The organism is Cupriavidus sp. PB-02, assembly GCF_058252315.1.
Genome location: NZ_CM177694.1, coordinates 1,667,869 through 1,690,062 on the forward strand (window position 1 = coordinate 1,667,869; position 22,194 = coordinate 1,690,062).

25 protein-coding genes and 1 pseudogene are annotated in these 22,194 nt (G+C 67.3%); 12 read left to right on the top strand and 14 right to left on the bottom strand.

Going from position 1 to position 22,194, the window contains the following annotated elements:
• The first annotated feature begins 54 nt into the window (after positions 1–54).
• The 6 genes from AC10V3_RS07995 (at position 55) to AC10V3_RS08020 (ending at position 5,506) form a co-directional block, all read left to right on the top strand.
• The gene (locus AC10V3_RS07995; protein WP_022534587.1) at positions 55–492 is read left to right on the top strand and encodes a PaaI family thioesterase; all 438 of its coding nucleotides are present in this window, start codon (positions 55–57) and stop codon (positions 490–492) included.
• A gap of 106 nt (positions 493–598) precedes the next feature.
• On the top strand, positions 599–1,609 hold the full coding sequence (locus AC10V3_RS08000; protein ID WP_022534588.1) for an NADP-dependent oxidoreductase: 1,011 nt from the start codon (positions 599–601) through the stop codon (positions 1,607–1,609).
• 91 nt (positions 1,610–1,700) lie between these two features.
• A complete protein-coding gene (locus AC10V3_RS08005) occupies positions 1,701–2,543 on the top strand; it encodes a class II aldolase/adducin family protein (RefSeq protein ID WP_349604592.1) in 843 nt (280 codons plus the stop codon).
• A gap of 94 nt (positions 2,544–2,637) precedes the next feature.
• Positions 2,638–3,573 carry a glutathione S-transferase family protein gene (locus tag AC10V3_RS08010; protein WP_022534590.1) on the top strand — a complete coding sequence of 312 codons (936 nt, stop codon included), beginning with the start codon at positions 2,638–2,640 and terminating at the stop codon, positions 3,571–3,573.
• A 58-nt stretch (positions 3,574–3,631) separates the two neighbouring features.
• Positions 3,632–4,534 (top strand): SDR family oxidoreductase, encoded by a 903-nt coding sequence (locus AC10V3_RS08015; protein ID WP_022534591.1) that lies wholly within the window; start codon positions 3,632–3,634, stop codon positions 4,532–4,534.
• 30 nt (positions 4,535–4,564) lie between these two features.
• Positions 4,565–5,506 carry an alpha/beta fold hydrolase gene (locus AC10V3_RS08020; protein ID WP_490923469.1) on the top strand — a complete coding sequence of 314 codons (942 nt, stop codon included), beginning with the start codon at positions 4,565–4,567 and terminating at the stop codon, positions 5,504–5,506.
• 203 nt (positions 5,507–5,709) lie between these two features.
• On the opposite strand, the gene AC10V3_RS08025 is transcribed toward AC10V3_RS08020, so the two are convergent.
• On the bottom strand, positions 5,710–5,931 hold the full coding sequence (locus tag AC10V3_RS08025; RefSeq protein ID WP_490923470.1) for a hypothetical protein: 222 nt from the start codon (positions 5,929–5,931) through the stop codon (positions 5,710–5,712).
• A gap of 71 nt (positions 5,932–6,002) precedes the next feature.
• On the opposite strand from AC10V3_RS08025, the pseudogene AC10V3_RS08030 reads away from it, so the two are divergent.
• Positions 6,003–6,767: pseudogene (locus AC10V3_RS08030) on the top strand (porin); the annotation flags it as partial.
• A 41-nt stretch (positions 6,768–6,808) separates the two neighbouring features.
• On the opposite strand, the gene AC10V3_RS08035 reads toward AC10V3_RS08030, so the two are convergent.
• Together AC10V3_RS08035 and AC10V3_RS08040 are read right to left on the bottom strand one after the other, a co-directional pair.
• Positions 6,809–7,330: an O-acetyl-ADP-ribose deacetylase gene (locus AC10V3_RS08035; protein ID WP_022534597.1), complete on the bottom strand. Its 522-nt coding sequence runs from the start codon at positions 7,328–7,330 to the stop codon at positions 6,809–6,811.
• Between the two features lie 82 nt (positions 7,331–7,412).
• Positions 7,413–8,561, bottom strand: coding sequence for an iron-containing alcohol dehydrogenase (locus AC10V3_RS08040; RefSeq protein ID WP_490923472.1), 1,149 nt, complete (start codon positions 8,559–8,561; stop codon positions 7,413–7,415).
• Positions 8,562–8,905: 344 nt separating this feature from the next.
• Between AC10V3_RS08040 and AC10V3_RS08045 the strand changes: the two genes are divergently transcribed.
• From AC10V3_RS08045 to AC10V3_RS08060, 4 genes are all read left to right on the top strand, one after another.
• A complete protein-coding gene (locus tag AC10V3_RS08045) occupies positions 8,906–9,913 on the top strand; it encodes an alpha/beta hydrolase (protein WP_022534600.1) in 1,008 nt (335 codons plus the stop codon).
• Positions 9,914–9,963: 50 nt separating this feature from the next.
• Positions 9,964–10,947, top strand: coding sequence for a tripartite tricarboxylate transporter substrate binding protein (locus AC10V3_RS08050; RefSeq protein ID WP_022534601.1), 984 nt, complete (start codon positions 9,964–9,966; stop codon positions 10,945–10,947).
• 111 nt (positions 10,948–11,058) lie between these two features.
• Complete coding sequence (locus AC10V3_RS08055; protein WP_022534602.1) at positions 11,059–11,496, top strand: YbgC/FadM family acyl-CoA thioesterase; 438 nt, start codon at positions 11,059–11,061, stop codon at positions 11,494–11,496.
• Between the two features lie 142 nt (positions 11,497–11,638).
• Entirely contained in the window at positions 11,639–12,007 is a 369-nt protein-coding gene (locus tag AC10V3_RS08060) for an EF-hand domain-containing protein (protein ID WP_041681007.1), read from the top strand.
• A 101-nt stretch (positions 12,008–12,108) separates the two neighbouring features.
• On the opposite strand, the gene denD is transcribed toward AC10V3_RS08060, so the two are convergent.
• The 8 genes from denD to AC10V3_RS08100 form a co-directional block, all read right to left on the bottom strand.
• Complete coding sequence (gene denD / locus AC10V3_RS08065; protein WP_022534604.1) at positions 12,109–13,083, bottom strand: D-erythronate dehydrogenase; 975 nt, start codon at positions 13,081–13,083, stop codon at positions 12,109–12,111.
• A 37-nt stretch (positions 13,084–13,120) separates the two neighbouring features.
• The gene (gene otnI, locus AC10V3_RS08070) at positions 13,121–13,903 is read right to left on the bottom strand and encodes a 2-oxo-tetronate isomerase (RefSeq protein ID WP_022534605.1); all 783 of its coding nucleotides are present in this window, start codon (positions 13,901–13,903) and stop codon (positions 13,121–13,123) included.
• Positions 13,904–13,970: 67 nt separating this feature from the next.
• Complete coding sequence (locus AC10V3_RS08075; RefSeq protein WP_022534606.1) at positions 13,971–15,344, bottom strand: MFS transporter; 1,374 nt, start codon at positions 15,342–15,344, stop codon at positions 13,971–13,973.
• A gap of 136 nt (positions 15,345–15,480) precedes the next feature.
• Positions 15,481–16,134 (bottom strand): 3-oxo-tetronate 4-phosphate decarboxylase, encoded by a 654-nt coding sequence (gene otnC, locus AC10V3_RS08080; protein WP_349604717.1) that lies wholly within the window; start codon positions 16,132–16,134, stop codon positions 15,481–15,483.
• Between the two features lie 8 nt (positions 16,135–16,142).
• Positions 16,143–17,444 (bottom strand): 3-oxo-tetronate kinase, encoded by a 1,302-nt coding sequence (otnK, locus tag AC10V3_RS08085; protein ID WP_490923473.1) that lies wholly within the window; start codon positions 17,442–17,444, stop codon positions 16,143–16,145.
• A gap of 14 nt (positions 17,445–17,458) precedes the next feature.
• Complete coding sequence (gene ltnD / locus AC10V3_RS08090; RefSeq protein ID WP_349604583.1) at positions 17,459–18,352, bottom strand: L-threonate dehydrogenase; 894 nt, start codon at positions 18,350–18,352, stop codon at positions 17,459–17,461.
• Between the two features lie 52 nt (positions 18,353–18,404).
• Entirely contained in the window at positions 18,405–19,157 is a 753-nt protein-coding gene (locus tag AC10V3_RS08095) for a FadR/GntR family transcriptional regulator (RefSeq protein WP_041681008.1), read from the bottom strand.
• A gap of 13 nt (positions 19,158–19,170) precedes the next feature.
• Positions 19,171–19,359: a hypothetical protein gene (locus AC10V3_RS08100; RefSeq protein WP_490923474.1), complete on the bottom strand. Its 189-nt coding sequence runs from the start codon at positions 19,357–19,359 to the stop codon at positions 19,171–19,173.
• Here AC10V3_RS08100 and AC10V3_RS08105 point away from each other — a divergent pair.
• The gene (locus tag AC10V3_RS08105; RefSeq protein ID WP_022534611.1) at positions 19,358–19,786 is read left to right on the top strand and encodes a GNAT family N-acetyltransferase; all 429 of its coding nucleotides are present in this window, start codon (positions 19,358–19,360) and stop codon (positions 19,784–19,786) included. The two genes, AC10V3_RS08100 and AC10V3_RS08105, sit on opposite strands and share 2 nt — an antisense overlap.
• Positions 19,787–19,800: 14 nt before the next feature.
• On the opposite strand, the gene AC10V3_RS08110 is transcribed toward AC10V3_RS08105, so the two are convergent.
• The 3 genes from AC10V3_RS08110 to ygfZ all read right to left on the bottom strand — a co-directional run bounded on the left by AC10V3_RS08110 (position 19,801) and on the right by ygfZ (position 22,040).
• The gene (locus AC10V3_RS08110) at positions 19,801–20,628 is read right to left on the bottom strand and encodes an NRDE family protein (protein ID WP_349604580.1); all 828 of its coding nucleotides are present in this window, start codon (positions 20,626–20,628) and stop codon (positions 19,801–19,803) included.
• Positions 20,629–20,704: 76 nt separating this feature from the next.
• Positions 20,705–20,995: a DUF4936 family protein gene (locus AC10V3_RS08115; protein WP_022534613.1), complete on the bottom strand. Its 291-nt coding sequence runs from the start codon at positions 20,993–20,995 to the stop codon at positions 20,705–20,707.
• A 16-nt stretch (positions 20,996–21,011) separates the two neighbouring features.
• The gene (gene ygfZ, locus AC10V3_RS08120; protein ID WP_022534614.1) at positions 21,012–22,040 is read right to left on the bottom strand and encodes a CAF17-like 4Fe-4S cluster assembly/insertion protein YgfZ; all 1,029 of its coding nucleotides are present in this window, start codon (positions 22,038–22,040) and stop codon (positions 21,012–21,014) included.
• Positions 22,041–22,194: the final 154 nt, after the last annotated feature.

Consider the following 22,194-nt stretch of genomic DNA (forward strand, 5'->3'; position numbering starts at 1 on the left):
GCCGGCGCGAGGCGGCTGCCTCGCAGGTACTCATTTTCCGGACTTGCATTAGCCATGAACCAGTTCAAAGGGCCCCTGACCCATATCCCCTTCCTCGCCGACCTCGGCGTGACCTGCAGCCTGGCTGAAGGCGGGTGCAGCGAGATCGCGCTGCCGATCCTCAAGCGTCACGAGAACAGCTGGGACATGGCGCACGGCGGCGTGATCATGACGCTGCTCGACGTGGCCATGGCCGTGGCCGGCCGCAGTGCCGACGCGGACGGGCGCGGCGTGGTCACCATCGAGATGAAGACCAGCTTTATGGCGCCCGGGCGCGGCACGCTGACCGCGCGCGGCACCACCGTGCATCGCACCACCACCATGGTGTTCTGCGAAGGCGAGATCGTCGACGCCGACGGCAAGACCGTGGCGCGCGCGTCGGGCACCTTCAAGTACATCCGGCGCATGCCGCCGCAGCGTCCGGGCGAGACCGATACCGGCGCCGACGGCTGAGCGCCGGCAAGACGAAAGTACGCGGGGCGGCGCTGCCGCCCCCCCGCCTTGCAGTATCCAGGCAGTTTCCATGCTGTTTCCACATTCCTAATGGAAGGAACCGATCATGTCCAATACGTTCAAGCGCATCGTCCTGGCCTCGCGTCCCGAGGGCGCGGTAACGCCGGCCAATTTCCGGCTGGAAGAAGTGCCCGTGCCGCAGATCGCCGACGGCCAGGTGCTGGTGCGCAACCACTACCTGTCGCTGGATCCGTATATGCGCGGCCGCATGAACGACAGCAAGTCCTACGCCGCGCCGCAGCCGCTCAATGAAGTGATGATCGGCGGCACCGTGGGCGAGGTGGTGGAAAGCAAGAACAGCAAGTTCAAGCCGGGCGACAAGGTGGTCGGCATGTTCGGCTGGCAGGAAATGGGCGTCAGCGACGGCACCGGCCTGCAGCAGGTCGATACCACGCATATCCCGCTGTCGGCCTACCTGGGTTCGGTCGGCATGCCGGGTGTGACCGCCTGGTACGGGCTGAACAAGATCATCATGCCCAAGCCGGGCAAGACCATCGCCGTGAGCGCCGCATCGGGCGCGGTTGGCAGCGTGGTCGGGCAGCTCGCCAAGCTGGCCGGCTGCCGCGCGGTCGGTTTTGCAGGCGGCAAGGACAAATGCGATTACGTAGTCAACGAGCTGGGCTTCGATGCCTGCATCGACTACAAGGCGGCGAAGGATCCCAAGGAGCTCTACACGATGCTCAAGGAGGCCACGCCCGACGGCATTGACGGCTATTTCGAGAACGTCGGCGGCGATATCCTGGATGCCGTGTTGATGCGCATGAACGCCTTCGGCCGCATCGCCATGTGCGGCATGATCGCGGGCTATGACGGCCAGCCGGTGCCGCTGAAGAACCCGCAGTTGATCCTGGTGTCGCGCCTGACCATCGAGGGCTTTATCGTGTCGGAGCACATGGAGGTCTGGCCGCAGGCGCTGAAGGAACTGGGCACCGCCGTCGCGCAGGGCAAGCTCAAGTTCCGCGAGAGCATTGCCGAAGGGCTGGCCAGCGCGCCGGAGGCCTTTATCGGCTTGCTCAAGGGCAAGAACTTCGGCAAGCAACTGGTCAAGCTGGCCTGAGCGGTTTGAGTGAAGGGCCGGCGGCGCGCCTGCGGGCGTGCTGCCGGCCACGCAGTTCATGACAACGCAGGCAGAACAAGAGGAGACACCCATGAACGCCCCGCAAGTCACTGAGCGCGCCGACGAGATCGGCGCCGGCCTGTCCGAAGAGGTCAAGGCCCGCTACCGCAACCTGCCGCGCCCGCCGCAATTCGCCACCGCCGCCGAGGAGCGCCTGCACCGCAAGCAGCGCCTGGCCGCGGCCTTCCGCTTGTTCTCGAAGTTCGGTTTCGACGAGGGCGTTGCCGGCCATATCACCGCGCGCGACCCGGAATTCACCGACACCTTCTGGGTCAATCCCTTCGGCGTGCATTTCAGCCAGGTCAAGGTGTCGAACCTGATCCGCTGCGATCACCACGGCGACGTGGTGGAGGGCGATTACCCGGTCAACGCCGCGGCCTTCGCCATTCATTCGCGCGTGCACCAGACCCGCCCCGACGCGGTGGCTGCGGCGCACTCGCACAGCACCTATGGCCGCGCCTGGTCCACGCTGGGCCGCCCGCTCGATCCGCTGACGCAGGACGTGTGCGCGTTCTACAACGACCATGCGCTCTATGACGACTTCGGCGGCGTGGTGGTGGAGCTGGACGAAGGCCAGCGCATCGCCAACGCGCTTGGCCAGAACAAGGCCGCGATCCTGCAGAACCACGGCCTGCTGACGGTCGGCAAGACCGTGGACGAGGCGGCGTGGTGGTTTATCACGATGGAGCGTTCGTGCCAGGTGCAGCTGCTGGCCGAAGCCGCCGCCGCGCCTACGCAGGCACCGCTGAAGATGATCTCCGACGCGGCCGCGCGCCAGTCTTATTCGATCGTCGGCACGGCGCAGGCGGGCTGGTTCCAGTTCCAGCCGCTGTACGCCCGCATCGTCAAGGAACAGCCCGACCTGCTGGACTGAGCTGACATCGCCCGGGCCAGAAGGAGTTGCCGCAACACGGCCGCCGACGCGCGGCCCTCCACGCAATTGTTCCACACACAGGGAGCTGGATCGCATGGCCGACATCATTCTTCACCAGTACGCGACCTCGCCGTTCTCGGAAAAAATCCGCCTGCTGCTGGGCGCCAAGGCGCTGGCGTGGCAGGCCGTGGAAATCCCCGCCATCCTGCCCAAACCCGACCTGTTGGCGCTGACCGGCGGCTACCGCCGCACGCCGGTGATGCAGATTGGCGCTGACATCTATTGCGACACCGCGCTGATCTGCGAGGTGCTGGACGCGCTGGCGCCCACGCCGGCGCTGTTTCCGCCGGAACAGGCCGCCGCGGCGCGGCTGGCGGCCGCGTGGTTCGATACCGCGTTGTTCACCGCGTCGGTGACCTATGTGTTCCAGCCGGCCGGCGTCGCCAGCATGCTGGGGCACCTGTCACCGGCACAGATCCAGGCTTTCACCGCCGACCGCAAGGCCATGCGCGGCGATACCAATGCGCTGCGCATGCCGCTGGCCGAGGCGAGCGCGCTGCTGCACGAGACCTTCAGCCTCCTGGAAACGCAGTTCGCGGCCGGCATCGCGCATGTGGCCGGGCCGGCGCTGTCGGTGGCGGACTTCTCGCTGTACCACAACCTCTGGTTTATCCGCCGCGCGGGCGCGCTGGCGCAGTTGCTCGAGGCGTATCCGCGGCTGCAGGCCTGGTATGCGCGCATGAACACCTTCGGCCACGGCCGCCCGCACGTGATCGACAGCGAGGACGCCATTGCCGCGGCCCGCAGCGCCGACCCGGTGGCGCTGGAGCAAGGCGTGGTTGCCGATGGCGGGCTGGAGGCGGGCGACCCCGTCACTGTCACGCCCACCGACTACGCGCGCGACCCGGTAGCCGGCGTGCTGCTGTCCCTGACGGCGATCCGCGTCACGCTGCGCCGCCAGGACACGCGCGCGGGCGCGCTCAACGTGCATTTCCCGCGGCAGGGCTACCAGGTGCGGCGTGCCGCCTGAGCGCGCGCCGCGCACCGCCCGCCGTTCCCACCACGATTCACGCGACAGGAAAGACGACATGAAGGATTTCTCCAACAAGGTGGCCGTGATCACCGGCGGCGCCTCGGGCTTTGGCAAGGAGTTCGCACGCATCGGCGCCGACCTCGGCATGAAGCTGGTGCTGGCCGACGTACAGGAAGACGCGCTGGACACCACCGTGGCCGAGTTCAAGGCGCGCAACGTGCCGGTGATCGGCCTGCGCACCGACGTGTCCCGCGCCGACCAGGTGCAGGCGCTGGCCGATGCCGCGATCGAGGCCTTCGGCGAGGTCAACCTGCTGTTCAACAACGCCGGCGTGGGTGCGGGCGGCTTGATCTGGGAGAACTCCGAGAAGGACTGGGAGTGGGTGATGGGCGTCAACCTCTACGGCGTGGTGCACGGCGTGCGCATCTTCACGCCGCTGATGCTGGCCGCCGCGGATAAAGATCCGTCGTATCAGGGCCATATCGTCAACACGGCATCCATGGCGGGCTTGCTCAATCCGCCGGCGATGGGCGTGTACAACGTGTCCAAGCACGCGGTGGTGTCGCTGTCGGAAACGCTGTACCAGGACCTCGGGCTGGTCACGGAGCAGGTGCGCTGCTCGGTGCTGTGCCCGTACTTCGTGCCCACCGGCATCAACCAGTCGCAACGCAACCGGCCCGCCGACCTGGCCAACCAGGCGCCGCCGACGCGCTCGCAGCTGGTGTCGCAGGCGCTGTCGGACAAGGCCGTCGGCTCCGGCAAGGTCACCGCGGCCGAGGTCGCGCAGAAGACCTTCGATGCCATCCGCGAAGAAAGCTTCTATATTTATTCCCACCCCCAGGCGCTGGCACCCGTGCGCCAGCGCTTCGAGGACATCGTCGGGCAGCGCAATCCCGGCGATCCGTTTGCCGACAAGCCCGAGGTCCGCGCGGGCCTGGTGGCCGCGTTGCGCGGCTGAATGCAACGCGACCAACGAGGAGGACCGCATATGGAGAACGCCATGGCCGCACCCGCCGCCGTGATCCGCCACCTGCAATACGCCAGCCTGCCCAACGGCAGCCGACTGCACTATGCCAGCGCGGGCGAGCGGGGCAAGCCATTGATGCTGTTCGTGCATGGCTTCCCTGAGTTCTGGTTTGAATGGGAAGCGCAGCTGGCCGAATTCGGGCGCACGCATTTTGCCGTGGCACCCGACCTGCGCGGCTATAACCTGTCGAGCAAGCCTGCCGCGGTCGAGGCCTACAAGCCGCGCCATATCGTCGAAGACCTGGTGCAGTTCGTCAGTGCCCTGGGCTATGACCAGGCCGTGGTGGTGGCGCATGACTGGGGCGGCGCGATCTGCTGGAACCTGGCGATCCAGTTCCCGCAACTGGTGCGGCAGCTTGTCATCGTCAATTCGCCGCATCCCTACCTGTTCGCCAAGGCGCTGGCCACGGATCCGGAGCAGCAGGCCGCTTCCGCCTACATGAACTGGCTGCGCAAGCCGGGCGCGGAAAAGGCACTGGCGGCCAACGACTTCGCGCTGCTGGACCGGATGCTGGCCGATGCCGACGGCAAACCTGCCGCATGGTTCACCGACGAGACGCGGGCGAGGTACCACGCCGCCTGGTCCCAGCCCGGTGAGGACGGCGTCCATCCGCTTGCCGGCGGCGTCAATTTCTACCGCGCCTCGCCGATGCATCCGCCAGGCGAGGGCGAGCCGCCGCCCGACATTTCGCGCCTGGACCCGGCCGCCTTCGTCATCAAGGTGCCCACGCTGGTGATCTGGGGCGAGCGCGACCGCGCGCTGCCCAAGTCGCTGCTGGACGGGCTGGGCGAGTTTGTGCCCGACTTGCGCGTGGAACGCATTCCAGAGGGCAGCCATTGGGTGATCCACGAACAGCCGGAGCGGGTCAACCTGTTAATCCGGAGCGCGCTGCCGGCTACGTAAGACCTCCGCCAACCGCTACAGCCCCGCCTTGATGGCGGGGCTTTTTGTTGCCTGCCGCAGGGCGGACAGGTGCGATTTGCGTCCCATGCATACCCCATACGCACGCGATGCGCAGGTGGCGTAACGTCAACCCAAGGGCGCGCACATCTGCCCAAAGACGTCTGAAGCATTTACTGAATAATCAGTACGAGACCGGTTCTTTATTAAGGGGCTGGCTTCCGTCTAAGCATCCGGTAGATGCCGACGCGGTTGCCGTAGTCGCGCAGCGTGAAATGGCGCAGGTCCGGATACGGCATGGTCATGTTGCCCGGCGCCACCACCGGCCTGCCCGTCGGGTTCAGCGGGAAGAACTGCAGGCTCACGTTCACCCACAGCGCCAGCTTCCTGCCGCCCGGCCATCGGACCGGCGCGCGGCTTGCCAGCATCGGCTGCGTGCCTTCGACCGCTATGGCGTGCGCCCGACCTTTGCCGTCAATACGCGGCTGGCGCAGCGGTATCCAACCCCGGCGACATGGATAACCTGAACAACTCCAACCGCGTCAACAACGCGATCAAGTACCGCAGCCAGAACTACGGTGGCTTCAGCTTTGGCGGGGTCTACAGCCTGGGCGGCGTGGCCGGGTAGCCGGCGCGTAACCAGATATGGTCGCTGGGTGCCGGCTACGGCAGTGGCCCGCTGCAGCTTGGCATCGGTTACCTGAACGTAAAGAACCCCAACACGTCGTTCTACGGCACCGGCGTCACCGCCAATACCACCGGCTCGGCACCGCTGAACACGCTGACCAATATCGGCTCGCCGGTGCTGTCGGGCTATGCGTCGGCGCGGTCGGAGGAAGTGTTTGCCGCGGGCGCGGCCTACAGCTTCGGCGCTGCCACGGTGGGCACCACATACTCGAACACACGCTTCAAGGATGTGGGCGATTTGTCGTCCGGCCCGAATCCCTTTGGCAACCGCGGCACCGCCACCTTCAACAACGTGGATTTGAGCTTCAAGTACCAGCGGACGCCGGCCCTGCTGACGGGCGTGGCGGCCGATTACGCGAAGGGCAGCGGCATCCATGACGCGAGCTACCGTCAGTTCGTGTTGGGTGCGGACTACAACCTGTCAAAGCGCACCGACGCCTACCTGATGGCGATCTACCAGAAGGCATCGGGGACCGATTCCACCGGCCGCAGCGCGGTGGCCGCGATCAACGGCGTGCGCGCGTCGGCCGGTGACAGCCAGACGGTGTTCCGGGTGGGCCTGCGCCACAAGTTCTGACGCAGCAGGGAGTGGCCGCGGGGCAGACCCCGCGGACCGCTTCAGGTCAGACGCTCGCGGTATAGCCGGTAGTTCTCGTCGTCGAAGCAGACGAAGGTCACCTGCTCGATCTCGGGCGTCACGGCCAGCGCCTCGCGTACGGCCGCGATGGCGACATCCGCCGCGCGCTCGCGCGGGAAGCCATAGATGCCGGTGCTGATATTGGGGAAGGCCAGCCTGCGCAGGTGATGCTGCGCCGCCAGCCGGATGCTGTTGCGGTAGGCGTTGGCGAGCTGTTCGTCCTCGCCCTGGCCACCGCCGTGCCAGACCGGCCCGACCGCGTGGATCACGTACGGTGCGGGCAGGCGCCCGCCGGTGGTGATCACCGCCTCGCCGGTGGGGCAGCCGCCTTGCGCGTCGCGGATCGCGCGGCAGGCCTCCATGATGGCGGGGCCGCCGGCCCCGTGGATGGCGCCGTCGACCCCGCCGCCGCCCAGCAGCCCGCTGTTGGCCGCGTTGACGATGGCATCGACTTCCATCCGGGTGATGTCGCCATGGACTACCTGCAAGTGCTCGCCGGTCATGTTGTCTCCTGCTCAGTGGAGGGAGGGCCGCCGGCCGGTCCGGCTCAATTGACCGGCCGGCGGGTATGCGCTGCGTAGGGCACTACATGGATTGCTCAAGCATACGCCGATAATCCTCGGCGCTGGCCTCTTTCGGATTGGTCTTGTGGCAGTGGTCGACCAGCGCGCCCGCAATCACCTTGTCGAACATGTCTTCGGTGACGCCCATCTGGCGCAGCCCGGTCGGCAGACCCAGGCGCGCGGTCATGTCGTGCACGGCCTGCGCGAGATCGGCATCCTCGGCCAGGTGCATGGCGCGGCGCAGGCGCGCATAGCGGTGGTCGCGCACCACAGTGAGCGCGTCGGCGTTGAAGCGCAGCACCGCGGGCATCACCACCGCATTGAGCGTGCCGTGATGCAGGCCGGTGCGGCCGTCGATCTTCAGCCCACCGAGCGGGTGCGACAGCGAATGCACGCAGCCCAGCCCCTTCTGGAACGCCATCGCGCCCTGCATCGACGCGCTCATCATGTTCAGCCGCGCCTCGCGGTCCTGGCCGTCGCGGGTGGCGCGCTCGATATGGGCCCAGGCGCGCTCCAGGCCATCCAGCGCGATACCGTCGGCGGGCGGGTTGAAGGCGGGCGCGAGGAAGGTCTCGACGCAATGCGCGATCGCGTCCATGCCGGTGGCGGCGGTCAGGCCCGCGGGCAGCCCCAGCGTCAGTTCGGGGTCGCAGACGGCGGACTTGGGCAGCAGGTGCCAGGAATGGAAGCCCAGCTTGCGGCCGTCGTCGAGGATGATGATGGCGCCGCGCGCCACTTCGCTGCCGGTGCCGGAGGTGGTGGGCACGGCGATCAGTGGCGCGGCCTGGTCGGTGATCTTGGCGCTGCCGCCTTCGATGGTGGCGTAGGTGGTCAGCTCGCCCGGATGCGTGGCCAGGATGGCGATGCCCTTGGCCAGGTCGATCGACGATCCGCCGCCCACCGCCACCAGCCCGTCGCAGCCGGATTCCCGATACTGCGCCGCGGCCTTGCGCACCATGGCCTCGGTCGGGTTCGACGGGGTTTCGTCGAACACAGCGACGTCAAGGCCCTGCATCGCATCGATGGCGCGCTGGGCCACGCCGGCGGCGACCACGCCCTTGTCGGTCACCAGCAGCGGGCGGCAGATGCCGATGCGCTCGCATTCGGACTTGAGCAGGTTTACCGCGCCGAAATCCAGGTGGATGTGGGTCAGATAGTAGATAAACGCCATGTCTGCTTGTCTCCTGTTGTTATCTGTCGCGAATCTGCCAGCAAAGCTGCCCGGATGGGAAGCTGGCCAGGCGCGCTGCCTTGCGTTTCAATGGAGTTTCGAGTGAGTTTCAGTAGCCCTCCGGCGCGCATCAGCCGATCATCGCGCAAAAACTCGCCGCGTGGCAGACTGGCTCGGGGTTTTCGGGGTTATCTCGTACTGCCGGGACCCTGGAACATCTGGCATCATACTAAAATCGAACGACCGTTCACAATTCGAACTTCTCCCGATGCGGGCGGCGCGCAACGCACCTTTTAAGCACCTTTGCCCGCCGCCGGTCCCGGGTCTCGAAACCACTGATCTTCATGTCCGCCGTCCCGTCCTCCGTCCCTGCCACGCCCGGCATGCCATCCAGCCCGCTCGACCCGCAGATCGCGGCGCTGCTGGAGCTGATCGCGCGCGCCAGGCGGCCGCCGATCCATGCGATGGACCCGGAAGACGCCAAGATCGCTTACGAGAAGAGCGCGCCGATCCTCGACATCAACCCGCCGGCGGTGCACGCGGTGGAAGACCTGCACGTGTGCGCGCGCGACGGCCATGGCATCCCGGTACGGCTGTACGCGCCGCGTGAGGCGAGCTGGGCCGAGCCGCTGCCGCTGCTCGTGTATTTCCACGGCGGCGGCTTCACGGTGGGCAGCGTCAATTCGCACGATGCGCTGTGCCGGCTGCTGTGCGGCCAGGCCGATTGCATGGTGCTGTCGGTGGACTACCGGCTCGGGCCGCAATGGCGCTTCCCGACCGCGGCCAACGATGCCTTCGACGTGCTGCACTGGGTCTTCGAGGAAGCCGCACGGCTGGGCGCCGACCCGGCACGCATCGCGCTTGGCGGCGACAGCGCCGGCGGCACGCTGGCCGCGGCCTGCGCGGTCGAGGCACGCAATACCGGCCTGGCGCCGGTGCTGCAGCTGTTGATCTATCCCGGTACCTGCGCGCGCCAGGACACGCCGTCGCACCGCGCACTGGCCGAGGGCTACCTGCTGACGGCGGAGATGATCCGCTGGTTCTTTGCCCAATACCTGGACCAGGACGCCAGCCGCGACGACTGGCGCTTCGCGCCGCTGGACGGCGGTGGCAGCGGCGCGGACGTGGGCGGCGTGTGCCCGGCCTGGATCGCCGTGGCCGGCTACGACCCGCTGCATGACGAGGGCGTCGCCTACGCCGACAAGCTGCTCGGAGCGGGCGTGGCCGCCACGCTGGCGGATTACCCCGGCATGATCCACGATTTCTTCAAACTGGGCCGGTTCGTGCCGGCGGTGGCGCAGGCGCATGCCGACGCCGTCGCCGCGCTGCGCGCCGCGTTCGGCCACCCTTAAAAACCAATAAATTTTCAGCAGTAACTCGCAGCACAAGGAGACATAGTCAAATGCAACGCCGCCACTTCCTCGCCCGCGCGGGCCTCGTCGCCGCTACCGCGGCCATGGGCCTTGCCGCCATGCCTGCCCAGGCCCAGGCCGACAAGTTCCCGCAGCGCCCGATCCGCCTCCTGATCGGCTACACCGCCGGCGGCTCCACCGATATCCCGTTCCGCGTGCTGGCCGACAACGCCTCCAAGATCCTCGGCCAGCCGGTGATCGTCGAGAACAAGCCGGGCGCGGGCGGCGTGCTGCCCGCGCAGATGATGCAGTCGACCGCACCGGACGGCTACACGCTGGCGCAGGTCGCGATGCCGGTCTACCGCCTGCCGTACACCACCAAGATCAACTGGGACCCGGTCAAGGACCTGAGCTACATCATCAACCTGGCCGGCTACTCGTTCGGCCTGGTGGTGCCGGCCGATTCGCCGATCAAGACCATGCAGGAGTACATCGCCTACGCCAAGGCCAACCCGGGCAAGCTCACCTACGGCTCGCCGGGCTCGATGACGACGCTGCACCTGACCATGGAAGAGCTGGCGCTGAAGCAGGGCGTGCAGTTCTCGCACATCCCCTACAAGGGCAACGCGGAGTCGATGCAGGCGTTGCTGGGCGGCCACGTGATGTCGGTGGCCGACACGCCGGCATGGGCGCCGTACGTGGAGCAGGGCAAGCTGCGCCTGCTGTCGACCTGGGGCGAGAAGCGCTCGGCGCGCTTCCCCAACGTGCCGACGCTGAAGGAGCTGGGCATCGGCATCGTGCAGACCTCGCCGTTCGGCCTGGTGGCGCCCAAGGGCACCGATCCCAAGATCGTGCAGAAGCTGCATGACGCCTTCAAGAAGGCGATGGAAATGCCCAACTACCGCGAATCGCTGGCCAAGTTCGACATGGAGCCGTACTACATGAACAGCCAGCAGTATGCGCAGTTCGCTGCCGAGACCGTCAAGAAGGAAAAGGCGATCATCGAGAAGCTGGGGCTGGCCAAGCCACAGTAAGCCTGACGCCGTTTCCGTTCACCCAGGCCGCTGCGCCTGCCGGCCCCGCCGGCGGGCCGGCGGCCTGATTGCTTTGCCAAGCCAGGAACAACAAACAAGGAGACCACGCCAATGGCCAAAGAGGAATTCCGCCACAGCATGCCGCTGCGCGTGCGCTGGGCCGAAGTCGATCCGCAGTCGATCGTCTTCAACGCGCACTACCTGACCTATTGCGATATCTGCGTGACCGAGTACTGGCGCGCGCTGGGGATCCGCTATCCCGAAGACGTGCTGCACGCACATGGCGTGGATATCTTCGTGGTCAAGTCCACGCTGGAATACCACGCTTCGGCGCGCTTTGACGATGTGCTGGATATCCGCGGGCGCATGGCTCGGCTGGGGCGGTCCAGCATGTTGTTCCGGGTGGAGATGTATCGCGGTAACGAGCACCTGATTACCGGGGAGATCGTCTATGTGTGTGCGGATCCGGCTACACAGAAGTCGGCCGCGATCCCGGGGCAGGTAAGGGAGATTATTGAAGGGTATGAGGTGGTGAGGCCGGCGGTGTGACGCGACCTGTGACACAAAGATGTTGGTAAGTACTGAGCGCTTGCCTAGAATCGGTGTGAGCCAGTGCTCACAGAGGATCTTCGCTGCCGAAGCATTCTTTGCAAGAAGGCAATGTCGAATCACAAATCATGAGGAGACGGCAATGACCGTGCGTAAGCTGCATGCAGTCGGCTTGACAGTGATGATGGCGCTCGCTTTTACAGGGGCGAGCGCCCAGCAGAAACCGGAATCAACAGCCCAACCCGGCGCAGAATCCACCCAGATTCCGCCAGCGCCATCGACTACCGCCGAAGTCAAGGCCAGAATCGCCGAGCGTTTCAAGACTGCCGATACCAACCACGACGGGAAGCTAAGCCGCGAAGAAGCCCAGGCAGGCGCGCCGGTAGTTTACAAGCACTTTGACAAGATCGATGTCAAGAAGTCGGGTTACGTCACCGAACGTCAAGTCGGTGCGTACTGGACATCGAAGTCCAAGGCACAGCAACAGAAAGAGGATCCCATCTGGAACTGACGTCTGCTCCTCTGCTTGGTCCGATCCCCTTTCCCGCGCGCGGAAAAGGGGGCCGGCCTGCGGGAGATGCCGGCGTGTCGCAATAAGGACGCCGGCCTGGCTTACTTGCTCAGCCCGGCATCCTCCATATAGGCCCGAATCACCTCATCGAAGCTCGCATCGCTCTGGAACCCCAGCGACTGCGCACGCTCCGCATTCCACGCCGCCGGCCACGTGCCGACGATCTTCTCGACACGTTCCTCACGCTCCCACGTGACGCGATCCGCCACCGCATCGCCTGCCACGCGGCGCAGCGCATCGACCATGCCAGCCGCCGTGACCGACAACCCCGGCAGGTTGACCACGCGGCGATTACCCAGCCGCTCGCCAGCCAGCTCGATGCCATTGACCAGCGCCGCCACTGCCGCACGCGGCGACAGCAGCCACAGCGGCGTTTCCGGTGCCACCGGGCAGTTGGCAGCGACGCCTGACAGCGGCTCACGGATGATGCCGCTGGCGAACGACGAGGCTGCCGCATTGGGCTTACCCGGACGCACGCTGATGGTCGGCAGGCGCAGCACGCGCCCGTCGACAAAGCCGCGGCGGCTGTAGTCCGACAGCAGCAACTCGCCGATGGCCTTCTGCACGCCGTACGACGATTGCGGGTTCAGCGCGGTGTCGTCCTGCACCACCGGCGGCAATTCGCCGCCGTAAACCGCGACCGAGCTGGTGAACAGCACGCGTGGCTGGTGGCCCAGTTCGCGGCAGGTTTCGAGCAGCGCGCGCGAGGCGTCCAGGTTGACGCGCATGCCCAGGTCGAAGTCGGCCTCGGCCTGGCCGCTGACCACGGCCGCCAGGTGAAACACGGCGCCGGTGTCCTTGTCGATGGCCTGGCGCAGCACGGCCGGGTCGGACAGGTCGCCCGTCACCACGCGCACGCGCGCATCGTCCAGACCTTGCGGCGCCACCACGTCGAGCAGCGTCAGTTGGTCGATGGCGACGGGCTGGCCGTCCAGGTTCAGGGTGCCGCGTTGCAGCAGCAGCCGGGCGAGTTGCAGGCCAAGGAAGCCGGCGCCGCCGGTAATCAGTACGTTCATGGCAGGAGAGATTCGTTCTTTGGGTTTGCGCGAAGGATCAGCGGCCGAGGTAAGGCTTGAGCCAGCCCAGGCCCTCGGAAGTGCCGGCGCGGGGGCGATATTCGCAGCCGATCCAGCCGTCATAGCCGAGCCCGTCGATGACCTCGAACAGGTAGGGGTAGTTCAGCTCGCCCAGGTCCGGTTCATGGCGGTCGGGCACGCCGGCGATCTGGATATGGCCGATGCCGGGCATGTCGCGCTTCAGTTTCATCGCGATATCGCCCTCGACGATCTGGCAGTGGTAGCAGTCGAACTGCACCTTCAGGTTGGCCGCGCCGATCTCCTTGCAGATCGCCTGCGCGTCGTCCTGGCGGTTCAGGAAGTAGCCCGGCATGTCGCGCGTGTTGATCGGTTCGAGCACGATGGTGACGCCCTGCGCCGCGGCGGCCTTGGCGGCAAAGGCGACGTTCTCGAGGTAGGCGGCGCGGTGGCGGGCGCGGTCGGCAGCGGCCGGCACCAGTCCCGCCATCACATGCACGCGGTCATTGCCGATCACGCCGGCGTATTCCAGCGCGCGGCCGACGGCGTCGCGGAACTCCGCCTCGCGACCCGGCAGCGCGGCCAGGCCGCGCTCACCGGCTGCCCAGTCGCCCGGCGGGGCGTTGAACAGCGCCTGCGTGAGACCGTTCGCGTCCAGGCGCGCGCGCAGCTCGGTGGCGGCGTGCTCGTACGGGAACAGGTACTCCACCGCCCGGAAGCCGTCCGCCGCGGCTGCGGCGAAGCGGTCCAGGAAAGCGTGCTCGTTGTACATCATCGAGAGGTTTGCGGCGAAGCGCGGCATGGGAACTCCAAAGCGGTAGTACGGAACCGGCCCGATCGAGGCCAGCTCGAAAGCGGGCCGGCCAGGATCAACGGTTGACCAGTTTAGCGGGCGTCAGCCACACCAGCACGGCGCCGACGACCAGGATCGCGGACAGCACGTACATGGGCAGCTGCGTACTGTGTGTCATGTCCTTCAGCGCGCCGACCATGTACGGCGACACGAAACCGGCCAGGTTGCCGACCGAATTCACCACGGCAATACCAGAAGCGGCGGCAATGCCCGACAGGAACGAGGTCGGCAGCGACCAAAACAGAGGCGCGCAGGTCAGCACTCCGGCAGCGGCCAGCGACAGTGCGGCGATGGCCACCGTTGTATTGTTGGTGAACGAGGCAGCAATGGCAAAGCCCAAGGCACCCATCAGCGCCGGCACGATCAGGTGCCAGCGGCGCTCGCGGCGTGCGTCGGCGCTGTGGCCCAGGATGTTCATCACGACCACGGCGCAGATAAACGGGATCGCCGACAGCAGGCCGATGTTCAGGTTTCCGGTCACGCCGCTGGCCTTCACCAGCGTCGGCATCCAGAAGGTCAGCGCGTACTGGCCGGTGACGAAGCAGAAGTAGATCAGGCACATCCACCACACGCGGCGGTCGGAGAACACCGCGCCCAGCGAGTGGCCATGGGCCTTGCCGGCGGCGGTGGCGGCGTTATGGGCGTTGCGCTGGTCTTCCTCGATATTGCGCTTGAGCACGCGCTTTTCATCGGCGTCGAGCCACGGCGCCTTGTCGATGCCGTCGCGCAGCACGAAGATCGTCACCACGCCGATCACAAACGCGGGCAGCGCCTCGATCAGGAACATCCATTGCCAGCCGCGCATATCGTGCACGCCGTTGAAGGCATCCATGATCCAGCCCGACAGCGGGTTGCCGAACATGCCCGCGATGGGGATGCCCGACATGAACAGCGCGATCATCTTGCCGCGGCGGTTGGCCGGGAACCAGTAGGTCAGGTACAGGATCACGCCAGGGTAGAAGCCCGCTTCGGCCAGGCCGAGCAGGAAGCGCATCACGTAGAACTGGGTCGGCGTCTTCACGAACAGGAACAGCGCCGAGATGATGCCCCACGTAATCATGATGCGCGCGATCCAGATGCGCGCGCCGATGCGGTGCATCAGCAGATTGCTGGGCACCTCGAACAGGAAGTAGCCGATAAAGAACAGGCCGGCGCCGAGGCCGAACACGGTTTCGGAGAAGGCCAGGTCCTGCCCCATCTGCAGCTTGGCGAAGCCGACGTTGACGCGGTCGAGGTAGGCGACCACGTAGCACAGCATCAGGAACGGCATGACGCGCCAGAACACCTTGCTGTAGGCGCGCTTTTCGATCTGGGCTTCGGTGTCCAGCCGGGCGTTGCCGCCCAGGCTGTCATAGGCAGGCACGCTGGCCGCCGGTTGGTTTGGATTCACGGTGGTCTCCGGGTATGTGGTGGGTCTGGTCTAGTAATGCGGCGGCGCGCGGAATGCAGGCATGCGCGTCCCCCGCGCGGTGGCCGCAAGGCAACCGCGCCGGGTGAAGCCGTCGTTTATCGGGGAAAAGCGGTTGTTACCAGCGCGCCTGGAAGGCGTCGCGCAACTCAGCCAGTGCGCCGTCGGGCAGCGCCGCGCGGGCGGCGAAGCCCGGCGCGTCTTTCATCATCATCCATAGCTTGGCGGTCTCCTCCAGTTCTTCCAGCGCGAACGCGGCGCGCGAGACGCTGGACTCCCACACCACCGGGCCGAGCCGCTCCAGCAGCACGCCGCGCACCTGCGCGGCCAGCGTGGCCACGCGCGCGGCCACCGCCGGGTCGCCGGGTCGATGGTAGGGAATCAGCGGGATATGGCCGACCTTCATCACGTAGTACGGCGTGAGCGGCGGCAGTACGTCGTCCGGTTGCCAGACACCGGCCAGCGTCAGGGCCACGAGGTGCGTCGAGTGCGTATGCACCACGGCGTGCGCCCCGGGGTTGTTGTCATAGATCGCGCGATGCAGCGTGAGCGTCTTGGAGGGCTTGTCGCCCGACACCCAGCTGCCGTCGGTGGCCACCTTGGCGACCGCGGCCGGGTCCAGCATGCCCAGGCACGCGTCGGTGGGCGTGATCAGCCAGCCGTCATCGAGCCGTGCGCTGATATTGCCGGCCGAGCCGACGGTATAGCCGCGCTGGTAGAGGCTGGCGCCGATGCGGCAGATCTCTTCGCGCAGCTTGCTTTCCGTGCTCACTACTGTGTTCATTGAGCGCCTCCGAGCTGACGCAGCGCTTCGTCAAAGAAGTCCGGGCCGCCGAAGTTGCCCGACTTGAGCGCCAGCGCCAGCGGCGTCGCGCCCAGCGTGACCGTGGCCGGCACGCCCGGCGCGATCTGCGCGCCGATGCGCAGCGCGCGCACGCCCAGCGCCTGCACCACCGCGCCCGAGGTCTCGCCACCGGCGACGACGAAGCGGCGCGTGCCACGTGCCAGCAGCCCGGCGGCAACCGTGGCCAGGCACTGCTCGACCAGGTGGCCGGCGCGCTCGACGCCCAGCTCGGCCTGCACGGCCTTGACCTCATCAGGGCTGGAGGTCGCGTAGACCAGCACAGGTTCGTCATGACTTTCGGCAAAGTCCAGCGCCACGTCGGCAACGGCCTCGCCGCGCGCCAGCGCGAGCGGGTCGATGCGCAGCGCGGGGCGGCCTTGCTCCAGCCAGCGAGCTACCTGCCCGTTGGTCGCGCGCGAGGCGCTACCGGCTAGCACCACGCCCGGGCCGTCGATGGCCGGGACTGCGTCGGCGTCGCCGCGCTGCGGCAGCAGGCCGGCGCGGCGGAAGTTCTCGGGCAGGCCCAGCGCGATGCCGGAGCCGCCGGTAATCAGCGGCAGGTTGGCGCAGGCCTCGCCCAGCGTGAACAGGTCCGCGTCGGACACCGCATCGGCAATCGCCATGCGCACGCCGTCTGCGCGCAGCGCGGCGATGCGCTCTGCGCTCGCCTGCGCGCCACGCGCCACGGCGTCGTAGCGCAGCAGGCCGACCTTGTTCTTGCTCTGGCGCTGCAGCACGCGCACCAGGTTGGCGTCGGTCATCGGCGTCAGCGGATGGTGCTCCATGCCCGATTCATTCAGCAGCACATCGCCCACGAACAGGTGACCACGGAAGATGGTGCGGCCGTTCTCGGGAAAGGCTGGGCAGGCGATCGTGAAATCGCTGTCCAGCGCGGCCAGCAGCGCGTCGGTCACCGGGCCGATATTGCCGACGTCGGTCGAATCGAAGGTCGAGCAGTACTTGAACACGAACTGGCGGCAGCCCTGCGCGCGCAGCCACTGCAGCGCGGCCAGCGACTGCGCCACGGCCTCCACGGCGGGGATGGTGCGGGATTTGAGCGCCACCACCAGCGCATCGGCTTCGCCGATATCCTGCACCGCGCCCACGTCGGGCAGGCCGATGGTCTGCACGGTGCGCATGCCGTTGCGCACCAGCGTGTTGGCGAGGTCGGTGGCGCCGGTGAAATCGTCGGCGATGCAGCCCAGCAGCGGGCGATGGGCGAGGGTGCCTGCGGTCATCTTCGTTTCCCCTCTTACCCGGCCTTGCCCGGCAGTTCGATGCCCGGGAAGATCTTGATCACGGCCGAATCGTCCTCGCCGCCGTGGCCGGCGGTGGAAGCCATCATGAACATCTGGTGCGCGGCCGCCGACAGCGGCAGCGGAAATTTGCTGTTGCGCGCGGTGTCGAGCACCATGCCCAGGTCCTTGACGAAGATGTCGACCGCGGACAGCGGCGTGTAGTCGCCCTTCAGGATATGGGGCACGCGGTTCTCGAACATCCACGAGTTGCCTGCGCTGTGCGTGATCACGTCATAGAGCGCATCCGGGTCCACGCCTTCGCGCAGGCCCAGCGCCATGGCCTCGGCGGCCGCGGCGATATGCACGCCGGCCAGCAGCTGGTTGATGATCTTGACCTTGGAGCCCGCGCCATGCGCGGCGCCCAGACGGTACACCTTGCCGGCGATGGCGGCCAGCACGTCCTCGGCCAGCGAGTAGGCCTCGGCCGGGCCGGAGGTCATCATGGTCATTTCGCCGCTGGCGGCGCGGGCGGCGCCGCCGGAGACCGGCGCGTCCAGCATCAGCAGGCCTTGTTCGGCGAGGCGGCGGCCCAGCGTCTCGGCAAAGCCCGGCGGCACCGTGGCGCTGGCTATCACCAACGTGCCAGGCTTCATCGCGGCGGCGGCACCGTTGGCGCCGAACAGCACGGCCTCGGTCTGCTGCGCGTTGACCACCAGCGTCAGCACCACCTCGCAGCGGCTGCCCAGTTCGGCGGGCGAGGCGCACGGCACGCCGCCCGCATCGGCGAAGCGCTGCAGCACTTCGGGCCGCAGGTCGCAGGCATGCACGTTAAAGCCGGCACGCAGCAACGACTGCGCGACACCGTAGCCCATGGCACCAAGGCCGATGACGCCGATATTCCTGGACATAGGGGGACTCCTGAATCAGATACGGGAAATGCGTTGGATGGTGTTGGCCGCGTCAGTTGGACGCGCCGCGGGCGCCGGCTTCATCGCCGGCCTCGCCGTTTTCATCGGCGCCCAGCTGGGCCAGCCGGCGCGCGGCGTTGAACATATGGTTCTGCGCGGCATTGCGCGCGGCCAGCGGATCGCCGGCGCGGATCGCCGCGACGATGGCCTGGTGTTCTTCGCGCACCTGGCGCGAGAAGTCGGCGCGGCGCGCCTCGTTGGTGCGGGTCACGCGCGTGGCGGCTTCCAGGTACTGGCTGAGGAATTCCAGCGTTTTCAGGAAGTAGGGGTTGCCGGTGGCCCCCGCGATGGCGCGGTGGAAGGCCACGTCAGCGGCCACGCCGTCGCCGCCTTGCTCGACTTCCTCGTCGAGGCGCGCCAGCGCGGCGTCGATGGCCGCCATCGACGCATCGGTGCGGCGCATGGCGGCCTGCGCGGCCACCTCGGCCTCGATCGCGCGGCGCAGCTCGACGATCTGCAGCACCGATTCCAGCGTGCCGGTATCGGTATAGTCGATGCGCAGCGGCCGGATGCCGGCCTGCAGCGTGACGAATACGCCGCTGCCCTGGCGCGACTCGACCACGCCTTCATACTTGAGCCGGGAGATCGCCTCGCGCACCACGGTGCGGCTGACCCCGAATTCCTCCGACAGCACCGCCTCGGTCGGCAGCTTGTCGCCGCGGGCAAAGGCGCCGCCCTGGATCTTGTCCAGCAATTGTTCGGCGACGTTGTCGGTCAGGGCGCGGGCAGGGACTTTCTGGAACACGGAAGTCTCCGGGTCATTGGGTAATAAGGTCATCATACAAATTTGCTAAGAGGATGCCTCCCCGGGCAAACCCTAGTCTGGTGCGCGAAATGCCGTCTTTGATCCACTTTGGTGCGATATGCGCGACCCGCAGCACTGGCGTATCATTGGCGCCCGCCCGGATTCGGGCGCTGCCATTCAACCAGCCTGATTGCACCGCCATGCCAGTCACCGTCCTGATCTGCCCCTGGTCCGAAGCCCGCGAACGCGCGCGCGCCATCCGCTACACCGTTTTCGTCGAGGAGCAGGGCGTGCCGGTGGAGCTGGAATGGGATGAATGGGACGAGCCGAGCTGGCATGCGCTGGCGCTGGCCGAGGACGGCACGCCGGTCGCCACCGGGCGGCTGCTGCCCGACGGCCATATCGGCCGCATGGCCGTGCTGGCAAGCGCGCGCGGCACCGGCGTCGGTGCGCTGGTCTTGAAAGCGCTGATGGAGCAGGCGGAGCAGCTCGGCTATCCGGAACTGGTGCTCAACGCCCAGACCCACGCCGCGCCGTTCTATGCGCGCGTGGGCTTTGCGCAGGTCGGGGAGGAATTCGAAGAGGCCGGCATCCCGCATATCGAGATGCGCAAGCGGCTGGCGGACTGAGGTCCGCCAGGCAATCAGCGCGGCGCCTGCACGATGCCGGTGTCGCGCGACAGGTTCAGCGTGCCGTGGTAAGTGACGTCGCCCGCGCGCCCGCCGGCGTCGAAGCTGCGCTCGCTCAGGTCGAAGCGGCCGTCGTGGCGCACGCGCAGCACCGTGCTGGCACGCGTGCCATACATCGGCGAGCGGATAAACGCGGACGACAGCAGCTTTTCCCATTCCGGCGCAACGCCCGTCGACGGCAGCTCGAAATCCGCCGCCTGCCGTTCGTCGGCCAGCATCTTCAGATAAGGCTCGGCGCTGGCATTGGCCTGGCCGCTGTCGGCCGCCAGTACCTCGGCCAGCGCGCCCACGCGGCTGCGCACCTTGGGCCAGGGCGTGTCGAGCAAGGCATTGGACAGGCCGTACAGGCCCGGGCGCAGCCGTTGCGGTTGGCGCGAGGCCGAGCGATTGCTGTACCACCAGAGTTCGCGCAGGTCGCTGGCCAGCAGGTTGAAGCCGTTATAGCAGCCGTCTTCGCCGGCCAGCCCGTCGAGGTAGTCGAACGGGGCCTCATGGCCGCGCAGGAAGCCGGCCACCAGCTCGCCGCGCGAACGGGCATCGGTGCGTTTCTCGGACGGGGCGCGGTAGTTGGTCAGCGCGGCAAAGCGGCCGTCGGCATTGACGCCCATCCAGGTGCCGGGCTCGCCGATGACTTCCGCCAGGTCGCGCCCGGCCAGCACGTGCGGCGCTTCCTGCCACCAGTGCGCGGCCGCCGCGGGGCGGGCATAGAATTCATCGCGGTTGCCGGCGACGACCAGGGCATAGTCCGGGTGGGATTGCCAGGCAACCAGGATCAGACACATCGCTTTGCTTCCTTTACCGCCGGGGCGCTGCTGCGCAATATCCCGGCGTACTTCGCATCATCGGCAGCCCGGACGCCTACAGCACGTCCAGGTCGATAAAGTGTTCGGCCCGCCGCTCGCCGTCCACCCACTGGTCCAGCCCGCTCTGGCGCCACAGGCCTTCCAGCGTGGCATCGAAGGCGGGCGGCACGTCGGCGTAGCACTCCATCCAGGTCTGCACGCCGGCGCGGGTTTCGGGCCTGCGCATCAGCGTACCACCAATTCCGGTAGCCTCGGCAACCGTCTCCATCCAGCGGTGCCAGTGCGGCAACGCCTCGGTGGCGACGGCCTCGGGCACGTGAAAATAGACGTACAGATGGTCACTCATGGCAGGTCCTGTCGGTTCAGCCGGCGGCCTGGGCGGCTTCGCCGAGCGGTACTTCGTAAGGCAAGACGGCGGTCGCCAGCGCGGCGCCTTCGGCACTGCCCAGGCGCAGCGCCGACGTTGCGGCACCGACGGCCGCGTCGATCTTCAGCTCGGCCAGTCCGGCCCAGCCGCCTTGCGGCGCGGGCGCGGCGTTGACGATCATGCCGCACGGCTGGCCCGGGTCTTCCGGCCTGAAAATCTCGGCCGCGGGTGCCGGCACCTCGCCTTCGCCCTGCACCAGCCACATGCGGCGCTTGAGCGTGCCGCGGTACTGGCTGCGTGCCACCACCTCCTGGCCGGGATAGCAGCCCTTGCGGAAATTGACGCCGCCCACCAGCTCGTAGTTGATCATTTGCGGCACGAACTGCTCCTGCGTGGCCGCGACGATGCGGGGCAGGCCGGACTGCACTTCGAGCCAGTCCCAGAACGACGACGGGGCGCTTTGCAGCGTGGCCGTCAGCGCGGCGCGCACGGCCTCGGCCTTGTCGGCCGGCAGCACGATTTGCCAGCGCGGCTGGCCGGCGGCATCGGGCAGGCGGATCACGGACGTACCGTCGGCGCTAACTGCAGAGAAGGCCGCATCCGGCACAGGCAGGCCAGCGGCTTCCAGCGCCTTGGCGGCGCCGGTCCCGGCAACCCCGAGGATCGCGCTGGCCGGGGTGATATCGCTAAGCTTGGCCTTGGAGCGCAGCACGAACATCGACAGGCGCTTCTGCACCGCCGGCTGGATATCGGCCGACAGCTGCAGCACGATGCCTTCGGCATCACGCCACATCAGGAATGTGGCGAGCAGGCGACCCTTGGGCGAGCAGTAGCCGGCCAGGCGTGCGGCGCCCGGCTTCAGGTCTTCGACCGCATTGGTCAGCTGGGTATGCAGGAAGCTGGCGGCATCGTCGCCGGCTACGCGGATCAACCCGAGCCCGGCGGGGGCGCAGACGATTCCGCCTGCCTGCAGGGCATCATGGCTGGCGGCGAGTTCCGGGGCTTGGGCATTCATCACTGGCATTGCGTGGCAATCGTCGAGGCAAAACGGGAGAGGGAAGGCACCGGTCGTGCAGGCTTCACGGCGTATTCGGCGCGGCGCCGGAGCCGCTGCACAGGGTCGGTGCGAGGCTGCCGGTTATTATATGGGGCTATGAGATTTTCGGCCGGCGCCAGCA